Below are 17,970 nucleotides of genomic sequence, written 5' to 3' on the forward strand. Positions count from 1 at the left end.
CCGTCCGGTAAAACCACTGCAGCAAGGGCAAAAATTTCGGGCCTAAGCCTTCCGTTTCAGCGCCCTTCGGGTTCCTCCGAACTGGACCTATAAAACTATAGGGCCAAGTTCCGGAATCTCCAAAATTGGTGCCCCGACCCGGGAATAAGCTCTGGACAGCACCCGCCCGGATAGGCCAATGATGGTCGGATGGATGCCACAGCTGCGCTGAATGAGATCGCCTTCTGGCTTGAACGAGATCGCGCCACCACCTTCAAGGTCCAGGCGTTCCGCAAGGCGGCCGCCGTTATTGCGGACCTGCCGGCCGAGGAACTGGCCGCGCGTGTGGCGGACGGCCGGCTCAAGCGGACCAAGGGCATCGGGGACCGGACCTTCGAGGTGATATCGCAGGCGGTCGACGGCGGCGTGCCCGACTATCTGGCCGCGCTGCGGGAACGCGGCGCTGCCCCGCTGGCCGAGGGCGGCGGGGAACTGCTGGCGCAGCTGCGCGGCGATCTGCACACCCACAGCGATTGGTCCGACGGCGGCTCGCCGATCGAGGCCATGCTCGAAGCGGCCGCGCTGCTGGGCCGCGAATACCTCGCCCTGACCGACCACTCCCCCACCCTGCGGATCGCAAACGGGCTCAGCGCCGAACGGCTCACCAAACAGCTGGACGTCATTGCCGGGCTCGGCACCGACGGCGGCAAGGGCGCGGGCAACGGTGAAGCCGGGGCGGCGGGGGTCCGGCTGCTCGCCGGCATCGAGGTGGACATCCTGGAGGACGGCACCCTGGACCAGGCCCCGGAGCTGCTGGACCGCCTGGACTTGGTGGTGGCAAGCGTGCACTCGAAGCTCCGCTCGGACAGCCGCACCATGACCCGTCGCATGCTGGCCGGGATCGCCGATCCGCACACGCGGGTGCTGGGCCATTGCACCGGCCGGCTGCTGAACGGCTCGCGCGGCACCCGCCCGCCGTCGGACTTTGACGCCAAGCGCGTCTTCGCGGCGTGCGCGGAACATGACGTGGCGGTCGAGATCAACGCCAGGCCGGAGCGGCAGGACCCGCCGGACGAACTGATCCAGCAGGCCCTGGACGCCGGCTGCCTGTTCAGCATCGACAGCGACGCCCATGCCCCGGGGCAGCTGGACTTCCTGCAATACGGCGCGGAACGTGCTGCGCGGAACGGCGTCCCAGCGGAGCGGATCATCACCACCTGGCCGGTGGACCGGCTGCTCGACTGGGCGCGCCGCTGACGCCCGCGGAATTTTGGCGGGAAACCGACGAGACGTGACCGATTTCCGCCAGCCGCAGCGCCCCGGTACCGGCTAGATTGACTGCATGGCAACATCCACCGGCACTCCCCGGCCCGACAGCATCACCCCCGCCGCCCCGGCGCCCGAGCCCGGCGCCGCGGCCCCCGCCGCCCACCCTTCCCGCCAGGCGGACCTGCCGTCCGGGCAGATCAGCAGGCTCGGGATCGCCGCCGTCGTCGTGACCGTGGTGCTCTGGGCCTCGGCGTTCGTGGGCATCCGCGCCGTCGGGCCGCGCTTCTCGCCCGGTGCGCTCACCCTGGGACGTCTCGCCGTGGCCGCCGTCGTGCTGGGCCTGGTGGTGCTCCCGACCTTCCGGAAGGCGGCCACGCTGCCCCGCGGGCGGGAATGGTGGCCGATCCTGGCGTACGGCGTGATGTGGTTTGGCGGCTACAACGTCGCGCTCAATGCCGCCGAACACCTGCTCGACGCCGGCACCGCGGCGCTGCTGATCAATGTCAACCCCATTCTGGTCGCCGTCATGGCCGGCATCATCCTGAAGGAGGGCTTCCCGCGCTGGCTGATCATCGGCAGCCTGGTGGCTTTCGGCGGCGTGGCGGTGATCGCCCTCGGCTCCGGCCAGCGGTCGACGGCGGATGTGGCCGGAGTGCTCCTCTGCCTGCTCGCCGCGGCCCTGGCGGCGGTCAGCGTGATCGTGCAAAAGCCGGTCCTGCGGAAGCTTCCCGCGGCCCAGGCCACCTGGTACGGCATCCTGATCGGCGCGTTGTGCTGCCTGCCCTTCAGCGGCCAGCTCGTCGCCGAGGTGCAAGCCGCTCCTCTGCCGGCCACGCTGGGCCTGGTCTACCTTGGCGTTTTCCCCACGGCGATCGCGTTCACCACGTGGGCCTACGCCCTGTCCCTGATCGACGCCGGGCGGCTCGCCGCCACGACCTACCTCGTGCCCGGCACCACCATCCTGATCTCCTGGCTGGTCCTTGGCGAGATTCCCACCGTCTGGGGCCTGGTGGGCGGGGCGATCTGCCTGGTCGGCGTCGCCCTGACCCGTCGCCGCCCGCGCCGCCGCACCCCGGCCGGGGCGTAGGATTCCGGCATGCCAGTTTCCCTGCCGCCCGGGCTGCCGATCCTGCCGTCCGGAGGCGACGACGGCGGACCCGGCCCGCAGCTGCCCGCCGGCGCGCCGTTCCCCATGTCGGAGGACGACTTCGAGGCGGCGGTCAGCGATGCCCTGGCCCGGATCCCGGCGGAGCTGGCCAGGACCATGGACAACGTCGCCGTCTTCATCGAAGACGATTACGTCCCGCAGCCAGGCGAAGACCCGGACACGGTGCTCCTGGGCCTCTACGAAGGGGTACCGCTGACCGAGCGGGATTCCTGGTGGGACGCGGGCTCGCTGCCGGACCGGATCATCATCTACCGCCAGCCGATCCTGGAGCTGTGTGCGTCCCGCGAGGACGTGGTCGAGGAAGTGACCGTCACCGTGGTCCATGAGGTCGCGCACCACTTCGGCATCAGCGACGAGCGGCTGCACGAACTGGGCTGGGGGTAGCCGGGCCGGACCGGCCTCCCGGCAGCTGCGTGGCAACCGTCCTGCCCGGCCGCCAGGGCCCGGATGCGCCCCGGCCTGCGCGGGCGGCTAGCCTTTAACCCATGGGACACGACCACAGCCATTCGCACGGCATCACGGCCACCGGGAAGCACCGGAAGCGCCTGGTCGCCGTCCTGGGCATCACGCTGTCCGTGGTCCTGATCCAGGTCGCGGGGGCCGTGTTTTCCGGGTCCCTGGCGCTGCTGGCCGACGCAGGGCACATGCTCTCCGACGCCGCCGGGGTTTTCATCGCGCTGCTGGCCGCCTGGATCGCCGCCCGGCCCGCGAGCGACCAGCGGACCTACGGCTACCAGCGGGCCGAGGTCCTGGCTGCCCTGGCCAACGCGCTGGTGCTGATCGTCATCTCCGTCGTCATCTTCACGGAAGCCCTGCGGCGGCTTGGCTCGGCCCCCGAGGTGCACACCGACGTCATGCTGTTCGCCGCCGTGCTGGGCGCGGTGGCCAACCTGGTCTCGCTGCTGATCCTCCGCGGCGCCCAGAAGGAAAGCCTCAATGTCCGCGGCGCCTACCTTGAGGTGCTCGGTGACCTGCTGGGTTCCTTCGCCGTGATCGCCGCTGCCGTCGTCATCATGGTGACCGGTTACCAGGCCGCGGACACCATCGCCTCGATCCTAATCGCGCTGATGATCCTGCCCCGCGCCTGGCACCTGCTGCGCGACGTCGTGGACGTGCTCCTCGAGGCCACTCCCAAGGGTGTGGACGTCCAGATGATCCGCGAGCACATCATGTCCGTGGACGGCGTCGTATCCGTCCACGACATCCACATCTGGACCATCACCTCCGGCGTCCCGGTTTTCTCTGCCCACGTCGTCGTGGAGGACGAGGCGCTGGGCGCGCGCGGGGCGGACCGCGTGCTGGACAAGCTGGTGACCTGCCTGGGCTCGCATTTCGATACCGAGCACTGCACCTTCCAGCTCGAACCGGCCACGCATGCGGAGCACGAGGCCCACCAGCACGCCTAAGGCCGGACCGCTTTAGGACAGGATGTCTTTGGTCGCGAGCCGGGCGTAGGCCAGCGCGCCGAACACCGCCACGTAGCCGGCCTGCAGCAGGGCATTGGCAGCAAACGAATCCCAGACCACGGGCTGGCGCAGCAGATCGGCGAAGTCCAGCCAGCGGTGGCTGAAGAGCCACGGATGCAGCCAGTCCAGCTGCGGCAGCGCGTCCGCGACCTGGGTGACGACCGCCAGGACCACCGTGGCCGCCATTGCGCCGACGGGCACGTCGGTGAGGGTGGACATGAACAGTCCGACGGCGGCCAGGCCCACGAGCGATACGGCCAGGTACGCGGCGATCAGCAGCAGTCGTCCCACCGCCTCGGCGGGTCCGATCGAGTCCCCGGACAGCAGGGTCACCGGTCCCACCGGGAAGAGCACGGCTCCGATGCCGGCCCCGACGAGGGCGATCGTGAACGGTGCCGCGACGGCGAAGAGCACGGCGCCGGCGTACTTGACCAGCAGCAGCCGGCCCCGGCCGGCGGGGCCTGCGAGAAGGTAGCGGAGGGTGCCCAGACTGGCCTCGCCCGCCACCGTGTCTCCGGCCACCACGCCGATCGTGAGCGGCAGGAAGAGCGGGACAGCGACGAGCATGGCGGTGATGCCGACGAAGAGCCCGTTCTGGCTGATCTGGTCCAGGAAGGCAGGGCCCCGTCCGGGCGGGACCGCCGAGGAGAGCCGCACCGCGACGGCGATCAGCACCGGGACGGCGGCGAGCGCGAGAAGCATGGCCCAGGTCCGGCGGCGCCGGAACAGCACGCCGAGCTCGGAGCCGAGCAGCCGCAGCCCGGGCAGGGATGTCGGTCCGGAACCAGCCGGCCTCCGGTCACTGGGCAACGTCGAACCCCTCCCCCGTCAGTTCAACGAAGCGGTCCTCGAGGCTGCCCTGCTCCACGGTGAAGCCCCGGACCCGGACTCCCTCCGCCACCAGCGCCGCGACGAGGGTTTCCGGCGCCGGGGTGTCCGGCCCGGCCGGCAATCGGGCGCGCAGCACCGCCCCGTCCGACGCATTGCCGGGCGCACCGCCGGGCGTGCCGCTCCCGGGGGCGCCGCCGTCGTGCGTCAACCCGAAGCGGGCCAGCACCGCCGCGGCAGCACCGGGATCCGGGGTCACCAGCCGCACCCCCGGCTGGCCGGCCTGCCGCAGCTCCGCCAGGGCACCCTGCGCCACGAGCCGCCCGGCGCTCATGATCGCCGCGTGGGTGCAGATCTGCTCCACCTCCGCGAGCAGGTGGCTGGAGACAAACACGGTGGCCCCGTCCGCTGCCAGTGACCGGACCAGGTGCCGCACCTCCCGGGTGCCCTGCGGGTCCAGCCCGTTCGTCGGTTCGTCCAGGACCAGCAGCTCGCGGGGTGCCAGCAGGGCGTTGGCGATCCCCAGCCGCTGCTTCATCCCGAGCGAATAGGCCCGCACCTTCTTGTCCGCGGCGTGCGCCAGGCCGACCCGTTCCAGGGCGGTGCGCACCCGCGCCTGCCGCGTCCGGGCCGGAGCGTCCGGATCCGCGGCATCGAAGCGCTGCAGGTTCGCGGCCCCGGAGAGGAACGGGTAAAACGCCGGCCCCTCGACCAGGGCACCGACCCGGGGCAGCACGGTGCGCAGCTGCCGAGGCATCTCCCGGCCGAGGACCCGGACCGACCCGCCGGAGGCTGCGGCCAGCCCCAGGAGGATCCGGATGGTGGTGGTCTTGCCGGAGCCGTTGGGGCCCAGAAACCCGAACACCGAGCCCCGGGGCACGGCCAGGTCGATCCCGTCGACCGCCAGTTGCCGGCCGAAGCGCTTGCTCAGGCCCCGTGTCTCGATGCTCAGTTCGGCGGGGGGCGCGTCAGGAACCGCGGCCCCCGCGGCGGTGGCCGTCGGCGCGGCGGGGCCGACGCCGGTCACCGGCCGGCGGCCACGGCCTGGAGCCGCTCCAGCGGGACGGAGCCAGCCAGGACGCGCCCGTCGTCGAGGATCAACACGTTCAGCAAGGCGGTGGAAAGCAGCTTGCCGCCGGGAACGGGGACTGCGGTCTTCGCCAGCAGCGCGGCGGCGTCGCCGTTGCCGCCCTGCTGGCGGGCTGCGTCGGCGGCAAACGCCCCGGCAGGCAGCTCGACGACCGACTCCCAACCTGTGCCGCTGACCTTCGCCTCGCCCTTCGGATGTACCTTGCCGTGCGCGTTAGGGCCGGGCCGCTTCGTGTCTCCGGCCCTGTGGTCCGGCACCGGCAACTCCTTGACGGCGGCGCCCGGTGGCGGGCTGAACCGGAAGACAGAGGCATCGGGGGCCTCGAGGGAGAGTTTGCTGAACGCGACGCTGAACGCCGGCTCCGATTGTCCCCGGGCTTTCACCTGCACGCCCAGCGGCATGCCGTTGCGGCCATCGACCGAAATCTCCACGGCAGCCAGCAGGCTGGTGGAGGACCGCGGTGTCAGCACCAGCCGGTACGCCGCGCGGCCGGCAACCTCGGCTTCGGGCCCGACGGTGACATCACCGCTGCGCCCGAGCCGGGCCAGCAGCGCCTCGGCCAGCCGGTCCGGCTGGGGAACGGCATCCTGGCGCGGTTCCGGGCGGGTACCGGCCGGCAGCTTCGCATGCGCCGCGGTGTTGTCCTTGGAGTTGTAGAACCAGAGATCCTGCCCGTTCCGGACCACGTTCCGCTCGGCAAACCGGTCCAGAACCTGGATCCGGGCCTGCTCCGGCCCGCCCCGGTAGACCCGGGCGGTGTGCGGCCCGGTCAGGAGCTCCAGCCAGGCGGTATCGCCCCCGGCGCTTGCCGGCGGCAGTTCCGGCAGGCCCAGGCTGGAAGTTTGCTCCACGGTTCCGGAGAAGGCCGCGTCCCGGTGCCCGGCGACCAGGGCCAGCACCTGCGCAGGTGACTTGTCGGGCAGCGGGTCCCCGGCGTTGGCCGGCAGTGAACCCGCCAGCACCCCGGCGGCAATTACAGCGGGAACGGTTGCGGCTGGCAGCCAGCGCAACCACTTGCGGGTCATTACGACCGCGCTCCGTCATGGCAGCTCATACCTCAAGGTTACGCCTGTCCCGGGCCGGGATCACGGGACGCCGTCATTGGCAGTGCCGGTCCCGCGGCTGTGTCTGGCCGGTCAGGAGCCGAGCATCGGGCCGAAGCTGGGCCGGTCGGCCAGCCGCGGGTCCTCCCGGTCCGGGACGACCATGACGGGCCCCTTGGCATGGTGCAGGATGCCGTCGGAGGTGGATCCAAGCAGCATCCCGGCGAAGCCGCCCCGGCCCCGGGTGCCCACCACCACGAGTTCAACGTGCCGGCTGGCGTCCACGAGGATGTCCACCGGGGAGCCGTCCACCAGCTCGGTCTGGACCTCCAGCCGGGGGAAGTGGCTCTTGAGCCATGCGACCCCGGCGTCGAGCTGGACCCGGATATCGGCGAACAGGGCCTCGCGGTCCATCGGGGCCGGCACCCAGGCGAGCGATCCGCTGTACTGCGGTACGGCGCAGACCAGGCGCAGGGGCGCGGAGAGGCGCTCGGCCTGGGCTGCGGCTTCGAGCACCGCCACCCGGGCCTGGTCCGAGCCGTCCACGCCGACGACGACGACGTTTTCCACCGGCTGGTTGCCTGCCTTCTCCCGCTCGGCCCGGACGTGCTTGTCGTCGGTGGTTTCGCCCAGCCGGTCGCCGCAGACCAGCGGCACCGTGACGGTGGGGCACTTGGCGTGCGCGGGAAGCGCGCTGCTGACCGAACCGAGGAGGCGGCCCACGAAGCCGCCGCGGCCGCGGGTGCCGAACACCAGCAGTTCCGCGCTCTCTGACAGCTCCAGCAACACCCCGGAGGCGTCGCCGTTCTCCACCGAAGCGTCGACGTCGATGCTGTACCGCGCCACCTTGTCCAGCGCCTGCTTCAGGATGGCCTCGGCCCCTTCGCGGATCACGGAGTCATCGACCGTGGCGTAGCCGCCGTCCAGGCCGGATGCGGCGAAGACCGGCACCGAGTAGGCAGTGACGATGTGGAGCGGACGACCCCGCCGCTGCGCCTCGCGGGCGGCCCAGACGAGGGCGCAATGGCTGTGGTCGGAACCATCCACGCCGACGACGATGCCCCCGGGCGCCGGACGCGCGCCAGCGGAGTCTCCGGCCGAATCCGGGTGCACCTGTTCTCGGGCCATGGGGTCCGCCTCCTCGCGTCTCGTGGCTGTGTTGCGGCTATTCTGCCAGAAGTGCCGCGGCGCGGCGCGCAGGGCGCCGGGAGCCGGAAAACGGGGAAGTAACCGGTCCCGGAGCAACCCTGTTCAGGGCGCAGAATCTTGGGTATCCTCTGAGGCGTTACTAAACCGAGACTCGTCTTTCAGATCGCCGCTTCCGGGTGAAGCGCGGCCGGGCGGCCGGGGAAGGACGTTCCGGGAATGGCCCGGAACCGGCGTTATTCGAGGAAGGACTCCGCAGTGTCGAGCATGCCTGTTTGCGGCGGAATCGAGCGGACCAGCGCCGTGGTGATCGGCACCGGCCTGTCCGGGCTGGCGGTAGCCAGCGAGCTGCAGCGCCGCGGGGTGGAAGCCATCGTGGTGGACGGACTCGACCTGCTGGGCGCCGGTAATCCGGCCAACACCTCGTCACTGCAGCGGTGCGACGCGGCGGACGCCGCCACCCTCCGGGAGCGCAACGAAATCCTCCGCCACCTGCGGAACTACGCTGCCAGCCACAACCTTGATGTCCGGAACAACGTCCGCGCCCTGCAGCTGGACCACCTCGACGCCGACGGCCCGCTGGCCGGCGGACACGAGCTGCCCGTCCCGGGGAATACCGCCCAGCACTGGGCAGTCAGCACCCCGGGCGGCATCCTCTACGCGGACCACCTGGTGCTGACCCGGTGCGCGCACAGCCAGCTGCGGCGGATGCTGGCCGAGCTTGGCGTGGCAGCCGGCCAGAACCTCATGGCCGCCATGCACGCCATCGGGATGTACCTGGTCGGCGTGGGCGAGCTGATCACCCCGACGCCGAAGGAAGTGCTGCGCCAGGCGAAGCTCGTCGGGCAGGCAATTTCCGCGAAGGTCAACTCCGACGGCGTTCCCGCCCTGCTTCCGGGCGGGCTGGCACTGCCCGCTTAGGCCCGGAAGCCCGGCCGGGTGCAGCCCGCGGGCTGCAGTCTCCCGGTTAGTCCCGCTGCCCCTCGCCCGGGGCGCTGCCGGCGCGCGCGCCGTCGTCGCCGTCCCGATCATCGAGGCGCCGTTTGGCCATCAGGGCCAGTGCCACGAGGAAGCCCACGGCCACCGCGACGAAGATCACAATGCTCCACGGGAAGGGCTGCGAGGCGTCCGGCGCCGGCGTGGGCGCCACGGTGGTCCCCGGCTGGGCGGTTCCCAGCGTGGGGACACTGCCGGCCGCGGGGGCCGTCCCGGCCGCCGGCGACGTGGCCGACGTCGTGCTTCCACTTGCCGGCGCGGCCGCGGTGAACGTGAAGGTGCCCTCGACCGGGTGCCCGTCGGAGCTGGAAACCCGCCACTGCACGGTGAACGCCCCGGCCGACGCGCCCTCCTTCAGCTTCTGGGACACCACGTTGCCCTTGATCTCGACCGCACCCTCGGCCCAGTTGGTGCCGGCGCCGTCGTTGACCTTGACCTGGGTGCCGAGGGCCAGGGGCTGTTCACTCATGGTCAGCTGCACCTGCTGCGGCGGGACCGGCACGGACGCACCGTCGGCCGGGCTGGTCGAGGCGACGGCGTCATGCGCCGACGCCGGCGCCGCCCCGAGCAGCACCGCGGACAGGAGGACGGCGGCTGCGAGGATGGCCTTGAGCACGGCGTGGGGAAACTGGCGGATGCTGGGCATGGCGAAGGCACTCCTTGGTGTTGGCTTCCTTACAGACTAGGCGAGATTGGCGGGAGGGTGCGCCCGGGCCTAATAGGATTTAGGCGACACCCTTTTTCCCTCCCGGAGGACCAATGCTTAAGCAGGGCTCTGCACTCGACCGGTATTTCAAGATTTCCGAGCGGGGGTCGAACTTCTCCCGCGAAATCCGCGGCGGGTTCGCCACCTTCTTCGCCATGAGCTACATCGTGGTGCTCAATCCGCTGATCCTCTCCGGCGCCGACTCCTCCGGCGGCACGCTCGGCTTCCCGGCGGTGGCAGCCGTCACCGCCTTCGCGGCCGGCATCCTGACTATCCTGATGGGCGCCTGGGCCAAGCATCCCTTCGCCCTGGCCACCGGGCTGGGCGTCAACGCCTTCGTCGCGGTCACGGTCGCGACCAACCCGGGCCTGACCTGGCCGGACATGATGGGCCTGGTGGTCCTCTCCGGCGTCACCATGCTGATCCTGGTGCTCACGGGCTTCCGAACCGCGGTCTTCAAGGCCGTTCCGGAGGGGCTGAAGACGGCGATCGTGGTCGGCATCGGCCTGTTCATCGCCCTGATCGGCCTGGTCAACGCCGGCTTCGTCCGCCGCATCCCCGACGTCGCCGGCACCACCGTCCCGGTCGGCCTCGGCTTCGACGGCAAGCTCCTGGGCTGGCCCACGCTGGTGTTCGTCGTCGGGCTGGTCCTCACCATCGCCCTCGTGGTGCGCAAGGTCAAGGGCGCCATCCTGATCGGCATCGTCACCTCCACCATCCTCTCCGTGATCCTGGAATTCACCCTGCACATCGGGCCCAGCTTCGACGGCAAGAACTACAACCCGCAGGGCTGGTCCCTGGTGGCCCCGAAGTTCACCGAGTGGGCTGCACCGGACCTGTCCCTGATCGGCAAGGCCAACCCGTTCGGCGCCTTCGAACACCTCGGTTTCGTCGCCGCGACCCTGCTGGCCTTCGTGATCCTGCTGAGCATCTTCTTCGACGCCATGGGCACCATGGTGGGCCTAGCCACCGAGGCCGGCACCATCGACAAGGACGGCAACATCCCGAACGTGGACCGTGTGCTGCAGATCGATGCCCTCGGCGCGATCGTCGGCGGCGGCGCGTCCGTCTCCTCCAACCAGATCTACGTTGAATCCGGCGCCGGCATCGGCGAAGGTGCCCGCACCGGCCTCGCCTCGATCGTCACCGGCCTGCTGTTCCTGGTCGCCATGTTCTTCACCCCGCTGATCAACCTCGTCCCGTTCGAGGCGGTGGCACCGGCGCTCGTCGTCGTCGGCTTCATGATGGTCTCGCAGGTCGGCAAGATCGACTGGCAGGACTGGGGCATCGCGATCCCCGCCTTCCTGACCTTCACCCTCATGCCGTTCACCTACTCGATCGCCAACGGCCTCGGCGCAGGCTTCATCTCCTTCGTGCTGATCCGCCTCTTCCAGGGCCGCGCCCGCGAAGTCCACCCGCTGATGTGGGCCGTGGCCGCGGCGTTCCTGCTGTTCTTCGGCATCGGCCCGATCGAGGCGGCGCTCGGCATCCACTAGGGTTTCCGCACCGTCCCCTCCGCCGAGGTGGCAGTTCGCGGCAGTGTTTCTCGAAAACATTGCCGTGAACTGCCACCTCGGCGGCGTTTAAGCGGCGTTTCCACCGGGGTTTCCGGGATTCCGGACACTCCGACGGCGGCGCTGCTGGTTTTCCGGGCCGGGCTGCGGTGAGCTTGGAGCATGCTTTCTCCCGCCCTCACCGTTGATGTTCCGCCGCAGCCCTGGACCGGACGGTTCGACGGCGACGGCGCCGACCACCGCCGCTGGTGGCAGGCCGTGGCGCCCTACGCGGCACACCCGCTGCCCGCCGCGCCCGTCGGCGCGCGGCCCGCCGTCATCCTCGGTTTCGGCAGCGACGCCGGCGTGCGGCGCAACAAGGGCCGGGTAGGGGCGGCGGCGGCCCCGGCGGCACTCCGGGCGGCACTGTCCCCGCTCGCCTTCCACCTCGACCGCGAAGTCCACGACGCCGGCGACGTCACCGTGGCCGGCGACGCGCTGGAGGCCGGCCAGGCGCGGGCCGGGCTCGCCATCACGGCGCTGCTCGACGCCGGCGCCCTCCCCGTGGTTCTCGGCGGCGGCCATGAGACCGCCTTCGCGAGCTATCTGGGCGTGGCCGGCTCCGCTGCGGTCCGCGATGGCCTGCGGGTGGGCGTGCTGAACCTCGATGCCCACTTCGACCTCCGGGACGAGCCGGCGCCGAGTTCCGGCACCCCGTTCCTGCAGATGGCCCGCGCCGAGGCCGCCGCGGGCCGGGAGCTGAGGTACGCCGTCGTCGGGATCTCCGAGCCGAACAACACGGCCGCGCTGTTCCGGACCACCGGGGAACTGGGCGTGGACTACCTGCTGGACGAGGACTGCTCCGCTGAGGCCGCGGCGGAGTTCGTCTCCGCCTTCCTGGCCGGGGTGGATGCCGTGTACCTGACGATCGACCTGGACGTGCTGCCGGCGTCCGTGGCGCCGGGGGTCAGCGCGCCGGCGGCCTACGGCGTCCCGCTGCCGGTGATCAGCGCCGTCTGCCGCCAGGTCGCCGCGAGCGGGAAGCTGCTGCACCTGGACGTCGCGGAACTGAACCCGGAATTCGACGTCGACGGCCGCACCGCGAAGGTGGCCGCGCGGCTGATCAACACGCTGCTGCGGTAGCCGGCGGGCCGCCGCCCCGCGCCGCCGGAAGGGCCGCTCAGATGGCCGTATGCGGGGCCTGGCCCTCGTCGCCGTGCTTTTCCACCGCGCGGCGCTCACGCAGCCGGTCGAGCCGGTTCATCACCGGCGCGGTGGTGGCCCCGTGCAGCACGATGGACATCGCCACCACGAGGGCCACGAAGGCCCAGAGCTCCTGGGCCTCGGCGCCGAAGTTCCCGTGGCCCAGGGCGAAGGCAAGGTAGTAGAGGGAGCCGATGCCGCGGATCCCGAAGAAGGCGATGGCGATCCGTTCCCGCGGCCCGGTCTTGCCCCGGGCCAGTCCGATCCAGCCGGCCAGCGGGCGCACCAGCAACAGGAAGGCCAGCGCCACCAGCACCTCGGTCCACCCGATTCCGGCCAGCAGGCCGCGGGCGATCGCCCCGCCCAGCAGGACCAGGATCACCACGGTCATGAGCCGCTCGAGCTGCTCCACGTAGGAGTGCATGACCCGGTGGAACCCGTGGGTGCGTTCGGCGGCACGGATGGTGACGGCGCAGACGAAGACGGCGACAAAGCCGTACCCCTCGGCGAGCTCCGTCACACCGTAGGCCAGGAACGTCGCCGCCAGCGCCACGAACCCCTCGGAGTGGTTGGACAGCCGGATGCTCTCGTGCCGGGCGGAGAAGAACAGCCGGCCCAGGAGCTTGCCGGTGCCAATGCCCAGCAGGACGCCGATCACCATCCGCCAGAGCACGTCCACGGCCAGCCAGTTCCCCAACCAGCCCGACGGCGCGGCGCCGACAAAGCTGATGGCGATGGCCAGGTAGACGAACGGGAAGGCGAGCCCGTCGTTCAGCCCGGCTTCGGAGGTCAGTCCGAAGCGGATCTCATCCTCGCGCTCGGTTGCCTCATCCTCGTCGGCCGGTTCCCCCACCTGGACCTCGGAGGCCAGCACGGGGTCGGTCGGGGCCAGCGCGGCCGCGACGAGGAGCGCGGCGCCGAGGCCGAGGCCCAGGAACCAGAGGCCCAGCAAGGTCAGCCCGATGATGCACAGCGGCATGGCCAGGCCCAGCATCCGCCAGGTCGTCGACCAGCGGCGGAGGCCCACGGGCCGGTCCAGCGCCAGCCCGGCGCCCATGAGCGAGATGATGACGCAGACCTCGGTCAGGTGCGTGACGAACTCCCCGTGCTGCAGGGGGTCCGGGTTGGGCAGGCCGGGCATCAGGGTGAATGCCAGCATGCCCGCGCCCAGGAACACCATGGGCATCGAGAGCGGCATGTTGCGCAGCAGCTTGGGCAGCACGGCTGCGACGAAAACGGCGATTCCCGCCGCCACGAACGCGACGCTGGGTCCTTCAAACATGGGAACGCCCTCCTGCCGCGACCGGGAGCGTCCCCGGAATGGGTCGGGGCGCCGTTCCAGACAGAACGGCGCCCCTCACTCCCCAAGATATACCGCTGACTGCACACTATCCGCCCAAGGCTGGGACGCCACGCCGCAGCCATTAGAATAGAGGGTGGCCAACCGGCCTGATTCTAGGAAAGACCAGTTAATGAACACACACACCATGCGGACCGAGGCCTCCGAGGCCACGTCCATCAAGCTCTCGTTCGCCAGCGCCCACGAGGTCCACCATGGCCTCGAAAACGCCGTCAACACGCTGATCGCCTCGGCCGCCCGGGACCGCCGCTGCGGGATCACGGTCACCAGGCACGAGCCGGGTGCGTACACCGTGGCGCTCGACGAGACGGTTCCCTTCGGCGAAACCCGCGAGGCTGCCGCCGCGTAGTTCCACCGGTCCCAACTGGGACAGACGAGGCAGGGGCCGGCGGGGATCGTTCCCCGCCGGCCCCTGCCTCTTGTTGTTGCCGGCTAGCTCCGCCGCACCTGGACGCCGTCGGACTTGAGGAACAACTGGGCCTCCGACGGCGCCTCGGGCACCAGCCAGAGCACGTTGCCGCTGGAGGACACTTCCTCCACGTCCCCGGCCGCCAGAACCTGCGCGTGTTTGACGATCTCCACCCGGTCCCCGGCCCGCAGGCTCTTCCAGTCGGTTACCGTGGCGGCGAACGCCGTGCGCCTGTACAGAACCGTCCCGCGTGCTTTCATGAACTTCTACCCCTTTGTAGGTTCCTGTTTGTGGTTTTGTGCCACAACGTCATTGGTGTGGTCTTGGTCATATTCCTACTACATTTCTTCCTGCGCTGCCCGCCGTGTTGCCGAACATTTCCGCCCGGACCGGAAATGCCGTTCCGCCGCGTATTTTCTTTGTTGTCAGGCCAGATTTCCGACGGCGGATTCGGCGGCTGCGCGGACCGCGCCGGAACCGACGAGCCGGTCCGCGGCTTCCAGCTCGGGCGAGAGGAACCGGTCGGTGCCCGGGCCCTCGACGACGTCGCGGAGTGCCGCGATGACGGCGGACCCGGCCGGGCCCGGCGTGAGTTCGCCGTCGGAGAGCTGGGTGCGGATATCCAGGGCCCGGGCGGAGGTCACCAGCTCGATCGCCAGGATCCGCCGCAGGTTCTCCACCGCGCGGCGGAGTTTGCGGGCAGCGTGCCAGCCCATCGAGACGTGGTCCTCCTGCATCGCCGAGCTCGGGATCGAGTCCACCGACGCCGGGACGGCCAGCCGCTTATTGTCCGAGACCAGCCCGGCCTGGGTGTACTGGGCGATCATCAGGCCCGAGTCGACGCCGGGGTCGGCGGCCAGGAAGGCCGGCAGGCCGTGCGAGCGGGCAGGGTCCAGCATCCGGTCGGTGCGGCGCTCGGCGATGGAGCCCAGGTCGGCGACGGCGACGGCAAGGAAGTCCAGCACGTAGGCCACCGGGGCGCCGTGGAAGTTGCCGTTGGAGCTGACCCGACCGTCCGGCAGCACGACCGGGTTGTCGATCGCGGCGGCCAGTTCGCGGGAGGCCACCAGGGCGGCGTGGTCGACGGTGTCGCGGACCGCTCCGGCCACCTGGGGGGCGCAGCGCAGCGAGTAGGCGTCCTGGACCCGGGTGTCGTTGACCCGGTGCGAGGCCACGATCGGGGAGTTGGCGAGCACCCGCAGCATGTTGTCCGCGGACGCGGCCTGCCCCGGGTGCGGGCGGAGCGCGGCGTGCAGCTCGGGCAGGAACACCTGGTCGGTGCCGAGCAGCGCCTCGACGCTGAGCGCGGCGGTGATGTCCGCCGTCGTGAGCAGCTGGCGGAGGTCCGCGATGGCCATCAGCAGCATGCCCAGCATTCCTTCGGTGCCGTTGACCAGCGCCAGGCCTTCCTTCTCGGCCAGGGTGACGGGTTCAATCCCGTGCGCCGCGAGGAGTTCCGAGACCGGGCGGGTGCCGGCGGCGCCGTACAGTTCGCCGTCGGGGCCGGTGGCTTCGCCTTCGCCCATCAGCACGAGGGCCACATGGGAGAGCGGGGCGAGATCGCCCGAGCAGCCGAGCGACCCGAACTCGCGGACCACCGGGGTGATGCCGGCGTTCAGGACATCGACCATGGTCTGCAGCACCACGGGCCGGACGCCGGTGCGGCCGGAGGCGAGGGTCTTGGCGCGCAGGAACATGATGCCGCGGGCCACCTCGCGTTCCACCGCGGGGCCCATGCCTGCGGCGTGGCTGCGGATCAGCGACTTCTGCAGCTGGGTGCGCAGCTCGGTCGGGATGTGCCGGTTGGCCAGGGCGCCGAAGCCGGTGGAGATCCCGTAGGCCGGGACCTCGCTGTGGGCGAGGTCGTCAATGTGCGCGCGGACCTTCGCGACGGCGTCGAGGGCGTCCTGGGCAATGGTCACGTGCGCGCCGTGGCGGGCGACAGCGACGACGTCCTCGGGGGTGACGCCGCTGGAGCCAAGGGTGACGGTGAGCGGTTCGTGGGTGGTGATGGTCATTGGGTTTCCTACTTCTTTGCTTCTGCGGAGTCTGCAGAGTCCTTGGACTCGGTCATCGGGATGCGGACGCCGCGTTCTTTGGCGACTTCGACGGCGCGGTCGTAACCGGCGTCGGCGTGGCGGATGACGCCCATGCCGGGGTCGTTGGTGAGGAGGCGTTCGAGCTTCTGCGCGGCGAGGTCGGTGCCGTCCGCGACGGAGACCTGGCCGGCGTGGATCGAGCGGCCGATCCCGACGCCGCCGCCGTGGTGCAGGGAGACCCAGGTGGCGCCGGAGGCGGTGTTGAGCAGGGCGTTGAGCAGCGGCCAGTCGGCGATCGCGTCGGAGCCGTCGGCCATCGCTTCGGTTTCGCGGTACGGGGAGGCGACGGAGCCGGAGTCGAGGTGGTCGCGGCCGATCACGATGGGCGCCTTGACCTTGCCGTCCTTGACGAGCTGGTTGAACAGCAGGCCGGCCTTGGCGCGTTCGCCGTAGCCGAGCCAGCAGATCCGCGCCGGCAGGCCCTCGAATTCGACGCGCTCGGCCGCGGCGTCGATCCAGCGGTGCAGGTGCTTGTTCTCCGGGAAGAGCTCCTTGATCGCCGCGTCCGTGACCGCGATGTCCTCGGGGTCCCCGGAAAGGGCGACCCAGCGGAACGGGCCCAGGCCTTCGCAGAACAGCGGACGGATGTAGGCCGGGACGAATCCGGGGAACTCGAAGGCGCGGGTGTAGCCACCCTTGCGGGCCTCGTCGCGGATGGAGTTGCCGTAGTCGAAGACCTCGGCGCCGGCGTCCTGGAACTCGACCATGGCCTGGACGTGCCTGGCCATCGACGCCTGGGCCTTCTTGGTGAAGCCATCCGGGTCGGCGGCGGCTTCGCGGTGCCACTCCTCCACCGTGATGCCCTCGGGCAGGTAGCTCAGCGGGTCATGGGCCGAGGTCTGGTCCGTGACGATGTCCACGGTGAGCTCGCCGGCGTTGTGCCGGCGCAGGAGCTCCGGGAAGACCTCGGCGGCGTTGCCGACATAGCCTACGGACCAGCCGCGGCGCTCCTCCTTGGCCTTCAGGACCTTGGCGATGGCGGCGTCGAGGTCGGTTTCGACCTCGTCGAGATAGCGCTTGCCGGCGCGGCGGCGCAGCCGGGTCTCGTCGACGTCGACGATCAGGCAGGCGCCTTCGTTGAGGGTCACGGCGAGCGGCTGGGCGCCGCCCATGCCGCCGCACCCGCCGGTGAGGGTCAGCGTGCCGGCGAGGGTGCCGTTCTCGTCGCCGGTGAGCTTGCGGGCGATCGCGGCGAAGGTCTCGAAGGTGCCCTGCAGGATGCCCTGGGTGCCGATGTAGATCCAGGACCCGGCGGTCATCTGGCCGTACATCATCAGGCCCTCGGCCTCGAGCCGGCGGAATTCGGGCCAAGTGGCCCAGTCGCCGACGAGGTTGGAGTTGGCCAGCAGCACCCGCGGGGCCCATTCGTTGGTGCGGAAAACGCCGACCGGCTTGCCGGACTGGACCAGCAGGGTCTCGTCCTTCCCCATCGTCTCCAGGGTGCGGGTGATTGCGTCGAACGCGGCCCAGGACCGGACGGCACGGCCGGTGCCGCCGTAAACCACCAGGTCGTCCGGGCGTTCGGCGACCTCGGGGTCCAGGTTGTTCATCAGCATCCGCAGCGGGGCTTCAGTCTGCCAGCTCTTGGCGGTGAGCTCGGTGCCGCGGGCGGCTTTGACCGGGCGGGCACCGGTGGTGAAATCGGCGGGTGCCATGGGGGCTCCTTCGTGTCTCGTGTGGTTCCGGGGAGAGGTTCTGTATCAACTAAAGCCTGT

At 70.7% G+C, this 17,970-nt stretch carries 17 protein-coding genes; 8 read left to right on the forward strand and 9 right to left on the reverse strand.

All coding sequences use genetic code 11. The features are described 5' to 3' along the window. Nucleotides 1-189: 189 nt before the first annotated feature. From ASG71_RS01225 to ASG71_RS01240, 4 genes are all read left to right on the forward strand, one after another. Complete coding sequence (locus tag ASG71_RS01225) at nucleotides 190-1,236, forward strand: PHP domain-containing protein (RefSeq protein WP_056736288.1); 1,047 nt, start codon at nucleotides 190-192, stop codon at nucleotides 1,234-1,236. An 85-nt stretch (nucleotides 1,237-1,321) separates the two neighbouring features. Beyond that, on the forward strand, nucleotides 1,322-2,335 hold the full coding sequence (locus ASG71_RS01230) for a DMT family transporter (RefSeq protein ID WP_235563897.1): 1,014 nt from the start codon (nucleotides 1,322-1,324) through the stop codon (nucleotides 2,333-2,335). 9 nt (nucleotides 2,336-2,344) lie between these two features. Continuing rightward, nucleotides 2,345-2,800: a metallopeptidase family protein gene (locus tag ASG71_RS01235; RefSeq protein WP_056736290.1), complete on the forward strand. Its 456-nt coding sequence runs from the start codon at nucleotides 2,345-2,347 to the stop codon at nucleotides 2,798-2,800. A gap of 101 nt (nucleotides 2,801-2,901) precedes the next feature. Next, the gene (locus ASG71_RS01240; RefSeq protein WP_056736292.1) at nucleotides 2,902-3,822 is read left to right on the forward strand and encodes a cation diffusion facilitator family transporter; all 921 of its coding nucleotides are present in this window, start codon (nucleotides 2,902-2,904) and stop codon (nucleotides 3,820-3,822) included. A gap of 12 nt (nucleotides 3,823-3,834) precedes the next feature. Here the strand turns inward: ASG71_RS01240 and ASG71_RS01245 are convergent, their stop codons facing one another. From ASG71_RS01245 to ASG71_RS01260, 4 genes are all read right to left on the reverse strand, one after another. Further along, nucleotides 3,835-4,692 (reverse strand): ABC transporter permease, encoded by an 858-nt coding sequence (locus ASG71_RS01245; RefSeq protein ID WP_056736294.1) that lies wholly within the window; start codon nucleotides 4,690-4,692, stop codon nucleotides 3,835-3,837. Next, entirely contained in the window at nucleotides 4,682-5,662 is a 981-nt protein-coding gene (locus tag ASG71_RS01250) for an ATP-binding cassette domain-containing protein (RefSeq protein WP_056737167.1), read from the reverse strand. The genes ASG71_RS01245 and ASG71_RS01250 overlap by 11 nt, the downstream gene beginning before the upstream one ends. Before the next feature lie 71 nt (nucleotides 5,663-5,733). After that, nucleotides 5,734-6,825 carry a LolA family protein gene (locus tag ASG71_RS01255; RefSeq protein ID WP_056736296.1) on the reverse strand — a complete coding sequence of 364 codons (1,092 nt, stop codon included), beginning with the start codon at nucleotides 6,823-6,825 and terminating at the stop codon, nucleotides 5,734-5,736. 111 nt (nucleotides 6,826-6,936) lie between these two features. After that, the gene (locus tag ASG71_RS01260) at nucleotides 6,937-7,971 is read right to left on the reverse strand and encodes a universal stress protein (RefSeq protein ID WP_056736298.1); all 1,035 of its coding nucleotides are present in this window, start codon (nucleotides 7,969-7,971) and stop codon (nucleotides 6,937-6,939) included. Nucleotides 7,972-8,256: 285 nt separating this feature from the next. Here ASG71_RS01260 and ASG71_RS01265 point away from each other — a divergent pair, with 285 nt between their 5' ends. Further along, nucleotides 8,257-8,910: a hypothetical protein gene (locus ASG71_RS01265; RefSeq protein ID WP_056736301.1), complete on the forward strand. Its 654-nt coding sequence runs from the start codon at nucleotides 8,257-8,259 to the stop codon at nucleotides 8,908-8,910. Nucleotides 8,911-8,956: 46 nt separating this feature from the next. Here ASG71_RS01265 and ASG71_RS01270 read toward each other — a convergent pair whose 3' ends face one another. Next, complete coding sequence (locus ASG71_RS01270; protein ID WP_056736302.1) at nucleotides 8,957-9,631, reverse strand: copper resistance protein CopC; 675 nt, start codon at nucleotides 9,629-9,631, stop codon at nucleotides 8,957-8,959. Nucleotides 9,632-9,744: 113 nt separating this feature from the next. On the opposite strand from ASG71_RS01270, the gene ASG71_RS01275 reads away from it, so the two are divergent. Together ASG71_RS01275 and hutG are read left to right on the forward strand one after the other, a co-directional pair. Next, complete coding sequence (locus tag ASG71_RS01275; protein WP_056736303.1) at nucleotides 9,745-11,187, forward strand: NCS2 family permease; 1,443 nt, start codon at nucleotides 9,745-9,747, stop codon at nucleotides 11,185-11,187. Nucleotides 11,188-11,367: 180 nt separating this feature from the next. Further along, nucleotides 11,368-12,327 (forward strand): formimidoylglutamase, encoded by a 960-nt coding sequence (hutG, locus tag ASG71_RS01280; protein WP_056736304.1) that lies wholly within the window; start codon nucleotides 11,368-11,370, stop codon nucleotides 12,325-12,327. A gap of 37 nt (nucleotides 12,328-12,364) precedes the next feature. Here hutG and ASG71_RS01285 read toward each other — a convergent pair whose 3' ends face one another. After that, nucleotides 12,365-13,669: a cation:proton antiporter gene (locus ASG71_RS01285; protein WP_056736305.1), complete on the reverse strand. Its 1,305-nt coding sequence runs from the start codon at nucleotides 13,667-13,669 to the stop codon at nucleotides 12,365-12,367. Between the two features lie 190 nt (nucleotides 13,670-13,859). Between ASG71_RS01285 and ASG71_RS01290 the strand changes: the two genes are divergently transcribed. Then, the gene (locus tag ASG71_RS01290) at nucleotides 13,860-14,096 is read left to right on the forward strand and encodes a hypothetical protein (RefSeq protein WP_200947914.1); all 237 of its coding nucleotides are present in this window, start codon (nucleotides 13,860-13,862) and stop codon (nucleotides 14,094-14,096) included. An 83-nt stretch (nucleotides 14,097-14,179) separates the two neighbouring features. Here the strand turns inward: ASG71_RS01290 and ASG71_RS01295 are convergent, their stop codons facing one another. From ASG71_RS01295 to ASG71_RS01305, 3 genes are all read right to left on the reverse strand, one after another. After that, complete coding sequence (locus tag ASG71_RS01295) at nucleotides 14,180-14,416, reverse strand: hypothetical protein (protein ID WP_056736307.1); 237 nt, start codon at nucleotides 14,414-14,416, stop codon at nucleotides 14,180-14,182. Nucleotides 14,417-14,581: 165 nt separating this feature from the next. Further along, nucleotides 14,582-16,174, reverse strand: coding sequence for a histidine ammonia-lyase (gene hutH / locus ASG71_RS01300; RefSeq protein WP_056736309.1), 1,593 nt, complete (start codon nucleotides 16,172-16,174; stop codon nucleotides 14,582-14,584). A gap of 8 nt (nucleotides 16,175-16,182) precedes the next feature. Then, complete coding sequence (locus tag ASG71_RS01305; protein ID WP_056736311.1) at nucleotides 16,183-17,910, reverse strand: urocanate hydratase; 1,728 nt, start codon at nucleotides 17,908-17,910, stop codon at nucleotides 16,183-16,185. Nucleotides 17,911-17,970 lie beyond the last annotated feature (60 nt).

Source organism: Arthrobacter sp. Soil763 (assembly GCF_001428365.1).
Taxonomy (GTDB): Bacteria; Actinomycetota; Actinomycetes; order Actinomycetales; family Micrococcaceae; genus Arthrobacter.